Raw genomic sequence first — 13,215 nt, 5'->3', positions numbered from 1 at the left:
TATCAGACCGCATAGTCGCATCACCTTACTTCCCTGAATCCTATGTTCTGCTTCAATCTTTAAAAAACTCATTATACCCTCTCTTGCTTACTTCATCCTTCATACCATAATACTTCTATTCACATAACTCAATAATCCAGAGGTCTCTTTTAGCCTCGGGATACATCGGGAAGTTGGAAGCAAATATATCAATTAGCATAATGCGTTAGAAACTTTGTAGGCATCATTGGCCAATATTGTTTTTTTTGATTATAACTTATCATATTTAGATATTATGTTAGGATATATAGGTAATTCTAATCAATAAAGTCAAAAAATGCCGAGGGATGTCAGAGCAGAGTTATTAGGTGACTTTCACCCAGAAGTTGATGAACAATTGTTTACTGTACCTCCTATAGACACCGAGACATTAAGCTTGTCTAGACAAGAAAAGGAAGAGATTAGTACATCTCTCACTACTGTCCCAGCTCTTCAAAATAGGGCGCAACAAGCTATAGGCGTAATAGATAGTATTATCAAAAAATATAGATGGAATGTAAGTGAGGATGGTACTGGAATTAAGGTGGTGGACCTATTTTCTAACCATACAGGTACTATTCAGAACCTTTTGGTTGGTAGTCAGGGTACATTACGTCAGGCCACAATAGCTTTTATTCAGCTTGCCTCATATTTAAGTACATTAGATCAAGATGAGACTTTAAGAAATGATAAAATGGTTTCGAATTTTGCTAGAAATGTTTTATCAGATGTATCAAATAATATGGAATGTGGACCGGGTATAGCAAATAAGCTGTCTGTTGCTGCTGATTTTTTATCAATGTGCAAATCTAGTACGTTTTTAGGTCAATCTTACCAGATAAGATTAGAGTTATTAAAGATATGGTCTGCAGAGCTGCTTGGTAAGCATCAAGTAGTACGTGAATTAGGATTGGTGGTAGCTCAAGCTTATGAAGTGCACAATCGCGCAGCAATACACAACGTGATAGCAAAGTATGGTCAGGATGTAGCCTTTGTTAGTCCAGTATGGGATAGTCTTGCAAGGAGACCAGAGAGTTTCAGTCAACAAGAAAGAGATACAATTTTGGACTTTTTCAAGAGCAAGAAACGAGGTCAAAGTATTGCATATGAGTTTACAAACAGAATGACGGGAAGGTCAAGAGAGATATTAGAGATGTCGATACCTCAGGAAGTGAGGAATTGCAATGAGATTTACAGGTGGTTACACGAACCGAAGGGCACGTTAGAAAGCTTGGTAGGTAAGGACAGATTAGAACCGATAAAGTTGCATATTGGAGCCGAACTTGGAAGAAGATTGCTGTATTCATTAGTGCCTAAATTTGAAGAAATGGATGCAGAAGAAAGTAGAAACAAAATGGAGGTTTTATATGATTCTGAGCATCCAGATCATTTGAGCACAGTAGATGCCTTGATTCCTGGATTTAGCAGTATGCAGAAAGAGAAGAAGGAAGAGGTGATGGGTGAAATTACAGGTGCAATAGATTTGATTGAAAGAAGTGGTGATAAAGGATGTACATTGAACGATATGTTAGAAGCATCGATAATAGAAGCGATGACAGTGGATGGATTAGTCAAAGGATTAATTAGGGAAGCGAACGGTCTGAGGATGGTGTCACTTGAAGACAGACTGTTGATAGGCAGTATGAAAGGTGATAAGGGGGTGTGGTACTCACATCCCTTACTAAAGTTTGAGGCGTTACAATATATAGCAGAATATGACCCAGACATTTTAAGGAAAGTGAAGGATGCTTTGAAAGAGGATGATGTAGGAAGAGTAGAATCTGCACTGAAAGAGATTGTTGATGTTATTGGTAAAGAGATATTTGAAGCATTGACGTCAAGTGATGCAATAGAGTTGTACAAATTAGGGGTATTGCCACAAGCACTCATAGGTCTAGAACATGATCAAATCAACCTCCTGACATCTAAGACTGTGAGGGAAGGACTTAAGGATACAATACTGGCTCAAGGCTTATCGAGCAGAGCATGTGAAGCCCTTGTATCAAAGGATGCAATAGAGTTATACAAATTAGGAATGAAGCCAAAGGAACTTGTAGGTATAGGACCAGATTTGATGAAGCTTATGCTCTCTGAGCATATAAAGGAGTTGCGTGTAAAATGGCCAGAGAGCTTTGAAGAATTCAAAAAAGTGCTGCGTGGGGCACAGATTCTATCGCAAGAACGAGTTGAAATACTTCTATCAAGCGACGCAATAGAGTCATACAAATTAGGAGTGAAGCTAAATGAACTTGTTGTTGTACAACCAGATCTGATGAAGCTACTGATCTCTGAACCTGTAAGGGAGTTGCGTGTAAAATGCCCGGAGAGCTTTGAAGAGTTTAAAAAACTGGTATATGGGCCAAACGACTTAGCGGAGGAAGTGCGTGAAGCCCTTGTATCAAGGGATGCAATAGAGTTATACAAATTAGGAATGAAGCCAAAGGAACTTGTAGGTATAGGACCAGATTTGATAAAGCTTATGCTCTCTGAGCACATAATGGAGTTGCGTGTAAAATGGCCAGAGAGCTTTGAAGAATTCAAAAAAGTGCTGCGTGGGGCACAGATTCTATCGCAAGAACAAGCTAAAATACTTCTATCAAGCGACGCAATAGAGTCATACAAATTAGGAGTAAAGCTAAAGGAACTTGTTGTTGTACAACCAGATCTGATGAAGCTACTGATCTCTGAACCTGTAAGGGAGTTGCGTGCAAAATGCCCGGAGAGCTTTGAAGAGTTTAAAAAACTGGTATATAGGGCAAACCACTTAGCGGAGGAAGTGCGTGAAACCCTTCTATCAAAGGACGCTATAGAGTTGTACAAACTAGGGGTCTCGCCCGGACAATTAACAGACGTAGACCGAAATAGATTTCAAGACATGAGCACGATTCTACAATCTGAATCTGTAAGAGAGTTATATCAGATGGATAAAAAGGTTTTTGACAAATTTGTGGATATATTAGCAAAACGACATTTATCGATGGCAAAATTGGATGAATTGATATCAAAGGATGCTATGGAATTGTACAAATTAGGAATGTTTCCAGAAGAATTGGTAGACGTAAGCAAGGACGTTATGGAGTTATACAAGTTAAGAATATTTCCAGAAGAATTGCAAGGTATAGATCCAAATAGGTTGCAGGGCCTGAGCACGATTCTACAATCTAAATCTGTAAGAGAGTTGTATCAGATGGATCAAGAGATTTTTGGAAATTTTACGTATGTGCTACTGAACCAAAATTTATCGGAGGTAGTAGCTAATGAATTTATATCAGAGGATGCAGTAGGGTTATATAAATCAGGAGTATGGCCAGCAGAATTGGGTGAATTATGCAAGCGGCTATCTGAAGCAGGTCAAAAGATTGAGGGTATGGGGAAAGCTTTAGGTGGTATGAGCATAGCTCAGGTATCATTGCTTACAGAATCATATAAGGCATGTACTCCATATGGTTTGACAAGGTTGTGCTCTCCATGTGAGTTATCAAAGCTAAGTATGTGGAGCCAGGATAGTGTCGAGATATTGAGGAAGTCGATGACAGGTAATGACGGTAAGCTGTTAGGTAGGGATGATTTTTGCAGGAACATGTTTATATGTTTTTCATATATGGTTCCAGAGATTAGCTCTTTGAATGTAGAGGAGCGAGGTAAAATAAAGGAATCGATATCATCGCTATATTTGAAGGTCTCTAGAGAAGGACTGAGGGATATGGACGCTAGTATTATTGGTAGACATACTGAAAGAGTCGTATCTAGTATAGGTACTAGGAGATTGAGTGGTGTTTGTAGGGACAGTGGTGTGAATCAGTCTGTATCAAACGCACTACAGCGTATTGAAAATACGGTAGCAAATGTGTCAAGTAGTAGAATGCGTTAGACAAGATTACTGGTTTTGCAACAAAATTTAGCTGTTATCAGGATTGTAAAGAGGAGTGAGAAATACTCTATCCCGATTTATAGGTTGATATGGCATATTTGTAGAACATATGTACATCACAATCTTTGATAAAAGGGGAGTATCTCGACTTCATCAATTAGGTGGTTGTGATGCGTCTAGTTACTTGCTACAGACTGTTCTGGAACTTCCTGACTTGTCAATTCACAACCAGAGCTTGCAACACATTCACCTCCATTGTCCGCATCTGGGTAGATCAGCATCTCTAGCTTATCCCTCACACATGGGCCATTGACAATCTTCCCAGACAGACACTCTGTTGTGATTCCTTCCACTGTTTTAAGAAGCTTATCAAGATCATAGATGTAGTAATCGCTATCAACTATATGTTGTGTTGTCTGACAAAACAGCGAGTTCACTGCAGCACTATCATCCGGCGCTTTACCAACTATCAATTCATAGATCTTGTTTAGCACTTCAAAGCTGTTCTTATGACCATAAGACGACAACAAGCTACCAACTTTTCCCTCATCATAGTCATGACACCACTGTAACACCGTTCCCATTTTCGAATACATTACACTTTTGAACTGCATAGCCTGCATAATACTGTATGCTTGCTTTTCGTAAATCGTATCCCTGTATTCGTTAAAAGTGCGCTCTAGCTTTCTACTCAGTCCCTCCACTAGTTCCTGGGATGTAGGTTTATTTAGTATTGGTCTTCGTTCATCAATGCTCAACTTATCCTCATTTGTCAAGAATTGTGCCTTAAACTTCTCATCAATGGAGAACATGACAAATTCTAGCTTTTTGATTCTATCGTAAGCTACAAAATCCTTATAAATATCGTTCCCATCTTTTACAGCTTTTTGCCATTCTGCACTTGTAACATCAGGTAACGCATATAAGGTGCCCATCCTGATAGCCACAGATACAGCTAATAACATGCTCTTAACCTGTACCCAACCACAGTTACCGATTATTTGCGCCTCCATATCTATGGTCACATATTCAGGAACTCCATCATCTGTGCTTAAAAGATTCCATATCATCTTCCTTGTGTCTACCTGGGAGTGGGCTATCTTCAGTACATTCAAAACATCTTTAACCTCTTTTATATCCTTCACAATTCTAAATATTTTAATTCCTGGTTCTGTGCCACTTCCTCCTCCTCTGTTGATCCAAAACAGCGATACCCCGTCAGTTAATATGGATTCTGCATGTGATGCGGTTGTGTCAAATTTCGTCAGAATATCAATAGCTTGGTATTTTCCATGTTCTAGTTTATCCGTATCTATATCCACTACAGAATGAAAATGCTCCAAGATATCACCTATTTTATTCACTTCCTCACTTTTGACAAAATCTCTGTAGCTTTCAAATGATGATTTAAATTCATTTAACATGAGGTTGCCTCTAGCACCCTCTCCATTAAGTATATCACCGGCGATCAGACGTTGACTTAATAATAATTCACTAATCGCCATTTTTTCTATGTCGTGAAGTTTTAGCGCTCCACTTGTTAAATGATGGGACAATATCCTATCCTTCAGCTTTTGCAGTATTGTACCTACAAAAGTTGTACCATCAGTTTTAACCTCAAAGGAATCCGTACCACCAATTTGGCAAAACAACTTCTTGTCCTCGTTTAGGTACAACCATACCTGATTTGAAGACATGCTATCAATGACCGGTGTGCTCAAGCTTAATCTGTAATCACATTCCTTTACCATTCCAAACTTCGCACTGGGTATCGCAAAAACGTGAGTGTACAACACGGCCATATTAGCATGATAGAAGTTGTTGTAGTAGCCATGATATATCGTCCCAGTATATTCAGGTATTGCCATACTGCTCAAAGACTCTGATCTTGCACTGCCTAACACCCTATCAAGATAATATGGACTATTCCATATCTTCAATAGTTGCTCTTCTGAATATGATTTTGTACCAGCCACACTTTTCGTTTGTATAACATACTCTACACCACCCATAGGCTTTCTCTCCTCAAAGAATGGTACGTTATATAGTGCACTAACATTACATCTTTCCACCACTGCTTTCTCAATCAACAGCGCATTCATCCCTTGCGAGCTTGACGAAACTGGATACTTAACATCAAGATATTTCACAATATCAACAAAGTTTACCACATCCTGTTTCTTGGTACCAATCCTCTCCGGAACACCCGAATCAACCCTCGCCAGATACTCTTCTAGATTTTCAGTAATATGGGGATATTTCAGCTTCACCGCCTTCACTAACTCTTGTCTCAATTGTAAAGAAGATTTCCTCTCCTCCATCCCCAAAAGCTGATTCTCCTTATTCAACAATTTCCAGACTTTTGTAATAAAAACGTTACAAGCAATAGCACTTAGAGGATGATCCTGGTTGTATACGTTAAAGTACTTCAAAACATCTGTCACAGGCTGAGATTGACTTCTACCAGCTTTTTGAATAGCAGACAGGTTTTCCATATGCTCAGCAATGCTAGATACATATTCCGCCTGATTAAATAGCGATATTACCTCTCCTTTTTGGCCGTTCCTCCCTACCCTTCCATAAATCTGCGTCAAGGTACTATGCGTAAGGTCTACACACAAATTAATCGCCACAAAACCCTCAACGTTACTTGTGAAAAAATCTGTGCCTCTACCTAGCATAGGTGTTGTGATCGTCACATACCCACTTGTTCCAGCCTGCTGAACAACCTCTTCCACACTACCAGTGTCTCGATACGACGACGCCGACAACTGTACGCTAAACGTTGCCTTTGTTTCTACTAATGTGTCAAACAGCTGTTCCGCAGCTCTTGTGTCGTCACAAAAAATTATCACAGGTCTAGTCCCATTGATCCCATCCAGAATATCCGATAGCATCTCAAGTTGCTTGCTTGCACTTGATACCTCAATCTCCACTATCTTTTTCTGATCCTCCTCAAAGCGCGGCATGGAATAGCTAAGCAGCTTATTCGTCACACGAAACTCCTCAACTTCCTGTCTTCCACCAGCTGTTCCAGTCAGTCCTACTATTCTCCCTCCACTCATCTTGTAGTACTCAAAGAAGTTCTTTGGACTAACGTTAAAAATAGTCGACGTGGGCGCTGCAATATCAAACCTAAAACTTAATTCAGGATGCGCCTTTTCAATCAAAAGATGTAAAAATGCTTGCACACCATTCCCAAAAACAGTACCCCTACTCGCTTGATCATTGATAATTGGCGTAGCCACCATCAGACCTTCCTTCTTATCAAGTTCCTCTCTTAACACTACGTATTCAATGCCTTCCCTTAGTTGTTTCACCGCAACTACACCATCCAGCAGGTCATCAAAGATGCCAGAACCAGTCTTGCCGCACTTCTGCAATGCACTATGTAGCCCATATAACTTCTTCGCTCTTGCCTCCGAGCTTAGCTTCAAGTCATTCAGTTGTACTGCACTTAGCGGATAAACATACGAAGAATCATACAATTGAAACTGATAATGCAGGTACATCTCAAGGTTCTTGACGTCGTCTTGCCTCGAAATGTTTGTATTTTGAAAAACACCCGTCTCCGCAAAATCTATGATATGACCAAACAAGGCCCTTGTTTCCTCCTGATTTGTGTTAAGCGAAGGTAATGCAAGCTTATAGTTAACTGCCGAAGTCAGCGTCGCATCAATCTCATCGCACACTAGGCTCACATCTGCATTTAAGGATAAGTCCCTCTTGCTACTGTAAAACTCTCTGTCCGCTCTAAATAGCGCAAGATCTGAAGCAGTAGCGTAGTTAACACCACCCTTTTGATAGGCGTCCACACTAGAATCAGATAAAATTATATCCTTTGAATGACGAATTCCAAGACTGGTATAGTATGAAGCAAATTCATTCAAATCCCTAGCAGCCAGTTCTCTACTTGACGTCACTACATCAACTGTGTAACCGCTAAACCATAGGTACGCTGCATGCAGTGCTGTAATAATGCTTTTACCCTGACCTGTTGCAATCTCTTGTATAAGGTGACCATCATGAATAATGCTATTTAACACCGATAATATCTGTGTATCCCTTGGAAATTTGCCGACCTCCCTGTACATCATCTCAATAGATACAGCAAGAAATTCCAGCTCTGTATCCCTCACCTCCGCTACCGTACCCTCCTTAAGCAGCATCCTTGCATGCTTCAACTCTACAGATTTGTCATGCAATTCATTTATGTTCATGTCCTTATATGATACGGCCCTTTCCAGTGTCGATACAAAGCATCTATATAATTCGCTCTGTTCAACAACTAAAAGCTCACCATCTTCATGCACACCTCCATTCTTATGCTTTATTTCTGTAATCTTAGAAATTACACGACTTTTATCGTAGTTAAACCTCTCAACATTATATTTCGAATAAAGAACTTGTGATTTGTCTAAATCATCTATGTTGTCCAACACTAGCTTCAATTGTTCTTGTTTCGTTAACTCCTTTAACTTAGGACCCAATAAGTACGACTTGAGTTGTTTCGCATAGTACGAATCGTAACGTACGATCGCTTTCAGAATCTTATCATACTCCACTTTGCTTAATTCAGTGTGAAACTTAGTGGATATGTCAATCACAACCTGTACCTTTGACATATCACTCATCTTTAACAACTTCTCTAAATCTAACGATGAATTTTCCGTTAGTTGCTTCAAGTCTTCCACCTTTTGTGACACAAGCAACTCAATGATATCTTTTGCGTTGTCTACCTTGTGATTTATGTACGACAAAATCTTCATAGCAGAATATTCGTTATTCCTGATACAGAAATCGATTACTTTCTCCGCTCCCCTCCCGTCATCGTCAACCTTAGCAATCTTCTCAACGAACTGATATAATGAACTTAAACTGACACTGCTATCAAACTTCAAAAAGAACTTCGTAGACACTCGCCACAAATTGAAGTGCTCATGAATAAACTCTTGTGAAGCACTCTTCAAAAGATCATGCACGCCATAACCTTTAGCAGTCAATACTTCACCTTGAGTACTTTGTATGTCTTGCAAAAAGCCTAGAACCTTCCCTAGAGCTTCATCTCCACTTAACCCTCGTTCCGATAAACCATCTAGCAAGGATGTCCTTTCCTCTACACTGCTTAGTGTATTGAGCAGCGAGGCTATATTTTTGTTGTTATGGTCAACATCGTTCAGTTGATCTCGTAACGATTTCTTCAAATTAAATAACAAGGTCGCGATTTTCCTTGCTTGCGTCTGCCATCCATGCTCTCTATGCATGCTGCTTTCAACAATCAGAGATACCACATCAAATGCCAATGCTGATGACTTTTCATTCACACCTTCAAATACAATGTGCTCTATTGAAGCATCGCTTTGTACAATCGCCTTCTTAAAGTCTATAAAATGCTTGTTTTTCAAATTATCAGGAAATTGTATGCCGTATTTGCTCTCTAGAGAGCTCACATCAATTTGAAAATTATGGGCCTTGTTGATTATATCGATATCGTTAAATCTCGTTTCATAAGCATATGAGGCTTTGAACGTATCTAAGAATGCTATTGTGTCATTCAGCTTTTCATAATTCTCCAAATCAGACACCGTTAGTGTAGGAAAGCTGTTCTCCGAGATGATTGTCGCATTCCCAAAAGGTAGCTTTGCATCCCTCACACTATTTAATAAATTACCCTTCAAATGCTTAGGCAGTGTCGATACCACCTTGACCAGTTCGTCAAGCTCCTCTCCACTGACACTGCTCTGATGAGCAAGCGTCATCGCAAAAAACACCAAATTCTCAGGGTGCTGACCGCTTTGTGTGATAACCTCATGCACAGAGCAACTGCTCCCATCCTTGTTGATTTGCGTTGATAGATAATGAATATTACGTATCAGCACTTGTACTCTCGCATTTAGCTCCTCAAAGTCTTCACCATGAGAAGTAGAACTAGCACTAGATAACAAGATTCTCAAAAGCTGTGTAAATTCATGGTTGTACTTGAGCAACACCTTTGCTTCGGCAACAACAGAATTGCCCACAGCATCTCCCCCATAAATCGTGGCAAGACCAAGCGACACTACCTGAGCAAAATTAAACTCCCCATTTTGTTTAAATAGATCAATAAATGTATCGATCATCGCTTTATGTTTCTTTTCTTTGGCTTCTATCTCTGTCCCTTTAACATCGAAAGGGTTACTTTTCTTAAGGACTACGTTCAGTACATCCTTGTTATAGTCTTTTTTCGATTCGTAGTAATACTCGTTGATCTGTATTTCTTCGTATGTCTTTACTTTTGAAAACAGTACATTAAATAACGAAATAAACTGATCAAATTCTTGAGTTGGATAGGCTCTTTCGTAATATTTACCGCTTGAAGCAATCATATTAAGTATAAACAGCTTCATATTTTCTAAAGCCTGTGTGCTTGTAAAATTTGTAACGAGATTTGCATCACTGCCTTGTATTGCTACACGCACGAAAAGAGGATTTTTGATCACCTCCTTTGGCATATCTTGAATGCTTTGCTCTAGCACACTGAGATTGCCCCCTGCTGACTTAATGAGCTGATTCACAGAATTGAAGTGCCCAGCCTGTCACAAAGCCTGCAAAATATGTACCAGCAACCTCACTAGCTGTCAGCTTAATGAAATTATCCACTTTACCGTTTGCAGACCATTCCCTGATCCTTTCATCTAAAACAGCTGGAAGCGTTATATTAGCCTTGGGTACTATCTGCACATACTTATATACAGCGTAATCATTGTCATTAAGGATTATGTAGGGCCCGCCATATCTGGTCCGAAAGTCATGGTCGTGAGGAATTGCCTGATATTTGATATGATAGCTATATGGAATAACCTCAAGTGATATGTACTCTACTGCTTTTAAATGCTGTATCTGACCATACTTATCCAAGGAGATAATGCCCTCGAAGTTATAAGAATCTTTGACAACACCTGGTGCGGATAAACAGACGTCACTATAGCAACCGTTAATTTCTTCGTCCATGTCTTTTAAAAACTTGCTATAGCTATCAATACTAGCTCTTTGATGTGGTTGCAACGATGACACATATGCCAAAGCTGTACATAAGGGTACATTATGTACATTTGGAGTACTGATCATCTTTACTAAGTGTGTAACAGACAACTCATTTACTGCAGCCTTCTGGCATAATAGAGTGGGTTCATGTATCACATTAAGCTTTAATTTCTTTGCGCGAAGGTATGAACGATGAGAGGTAGTATGGCTATCCTCCACTAAGCTATCCACCACTAAATAGTGTATTTGCTCCTTTAAGTTCCCTCCATTCTCGATCGAAAGTTCCATGATCGATACAGTACGTTTCAAAAGGGCCTTGAAATTACTGGCGCCATCGGTTTGTTGTTTAAGCGCCGATACGAATTGCTCTTCAAGCTGACTTGAAAAGTCTATGTTTTCCTTGATCAACAGTTCTTTCAATCTTTTGTAGCAGCCATCAAGTGCTTCAAAGATATTATCTATACTAGCAAACCGTGAGAACTTCTGACCACTTAACACTGCTCTAAAGAAATTAATCTTTTGTGTATCTGAAATTGGCAATATTTCTTTAAATAATTTCTTAAAGAACATGGAGGCTTTTTCTTCCAAAAGAAAGCTTCCATCTATCATGTCATCTTCGTCTCTTCCAAATCGAACAATATCCTGGAATATTCCCAGTATACCCCTTTGCTCCAGGTTACTTTGAATTTCTTGAAGCCGTTGTTTGTCAGACTCCGATGGATCGTAAAATACTAGGTTTTTTGGCAGCCATTGCTCCCGATGCACCGTAATATTACCATGTTCTATAACACTCCAAAACTTTGGGTTTGTCCACACAGGCTCATTTGATATCTCGTCTAAATCGTAACGGCTGAACACCTGGTTGTATGGCAGATCCATCATTAAGTCATCCACGCCCTTACTAGATAAGAACCGGTCTATTGCTGGGTGCATAGTATGATGTTTTACATTTGGTGCAATGTCGGTTCCATAAAGATCATTTAGAGAAATGCTGCCTTTTGTTGCAAAATTAAGCCAAGAATACAGCAATGGATTGGTAATGATAGGTCGCATTTGTTCCAGTTGGACTGTAAAATCATTATTTAGGCTAACCCTTTGATCTGATGCAAATATAGTGTCGCCCTTAAATGCTAAACCAATTGGCATGTTGCCTGTGTCGATGCCATCCCTAAATAGAAATGGATATTTGACGACCAGTCTTAATGCATTTGTAGTTATGTATTTAATACGTGAGTCACTACTAAAAATTTTGCGTACTCGCTCTTCGATACTGTCTTCGGAATCTTGTGATTGCTCCATGTCCATCATCAAGTATTCTTCGCGAAACATAGTCAACACAAGTCTTGCAGCTTCTGATCTCGCATTCCATTCTGAGAGCTTGTGCTCTGACTGCTCCATGCCCACATCAATTTCATTTTCTTGCTCTATGGTCTCATCAACTTTAATACTTGCATCTATGTTTTTGCTTACCTCAATTTCTAACCCTTGAGCAACTTGAGATTGGTCCGATTCTAATGTAATAGCTTTGATACGCTTTTCTGCATTCGTATCGCTTGGAGCGCTTATATAATCAGGCTCCTCTACTACAAACGTATTTTTTGAGAAACTTGCCTCCCTATAAGCTTTGCTGTTGTTTAATATCAACTCGTCGCTTCTTTCATCATTTAGCAGAGAAACCCTAAAGCCATCTTTATATGAGATGCTGTGATTAGTCATCTTCGTAAAACCAAGCAGATCCTTCTTACCAATCGAGTCTTGTCTAATTTCTGCAAATTCCTCCTTAGACAGCTGTACAATCTTGAAGTTAATCCGTATTTTATAGTCGCTTAAAAAGTCGTTAAGTTGCAACACATTCAGCTTTGACTCTTCTCCGCCACAAAAAATCAGCACTTCCTTGAGTCCAATATCAGTCAATCTCTGCAGTCCAATCCCCAGTTCTTCATTCAGCATTAACCTATCTACTTGAAAGTATAGAGACTTGAGCTCCATTGACTTATATGTCTCAAAGTGCTCATCAGCCAACAAATCCCCCACCTTGTACACGGTGTTCACAAGATTGAGGTATGGTTGGTATCTTTGCTTTGCAAGTAAAAGGCTTTCAGTCAGCGTGCGTGTTGTCTCCATATACTGTCTAATGTGTATGTATTAATGACAGAGACAGTACCATTAAGCCAAAATATACTCAAATAACATAATATTAAGTTATGATTTCACATAATATTATGACTTTATTGGAAATCATGGTTCGTCTCAAATCCATTCTTTCTAGAAACATACGCATAAATCAGACATATCCCTCACCA

3 protein-coding genes are annotated in these 13,215 nt (G+C 39.4%); 1 reads left to right on the top strand and 2 read right to left on the bottom strand.

Annotated elements, in window-relative coordinates; translation table 11 throughout:
- Positions 1 to 316 precede the first annotated feature (316 nt).
- Positions 317 to 3,889 (top strand): hypothetical protein, encoded by a 3,573-nt coding sequence (locus tag EDM53_RS05815; protein WP_130122710.1) that lies wholly within the window; start codon positions 317 to 319, stop codon positions 3,887 to 3,889.
- Between the two features lie 176 nt (positions 3,890 to 4,065).
- On the opposite strand, the gene EDM53_RS05810 is transcribed toward EDM53_RS05815, so the two are convergent.
- Complete coding sequence (locus EDM53_RS05810; RefSeq protein ID WP_130122709.1) at positions 4,066 to 10,443, bottom strand: hypothetical protein; 6,378 nt, start codon at positions 10,441 to 10,443, stop codon at positions 4,066 to 4,068.
- Positions 10,427 to 13,036, bottom strand: a complete 2,610-nt coding sequence (locus EDM53_RS05805) for a hypothetical protein (protein WP_130122708.1) — start codon at positions 13,034 to 13,036, stop codon at positions 10,427 to 10,429. Before EDM53_RS05805 ends, EDM53_RS05810 begins: the two co-directional genes overlap by 17 nt.
- Positions 13,037 to 13,215 lie beyond the last annotated feature (179 nt).

The organism is Rickettsiales endosymbiont of Peranema trichophorum, assembly GCF_004210275.1.
GTDB lineage: Bacteria > Pseudomonadota > Alphaproteobacteria > Rickettsiales > Midichloriaceae > RICK02.
Note: the sequence above shows the minus strand (reverse complement) of the source record. Positions and strands in the feature narration are given on the sequence as shown.

Bases quoted from the DNA above. Each gene is read 5' to 3' on its own strand.
- EDM53_RS05815 (WP_130122710.1), top strand. From the start codon at position 317: ATGCCGAGGGATGTCAGAGCAGAGTTATTAGGTGACTTTCACCCAGAA.
- EDM53_RS05805 (WP_130122708.1), bottom strand. From the start codon at position 13,036: ATGGAGACAACACGCACGCTGACTGAAAGCCTTTTACTTGCAAAGCAA.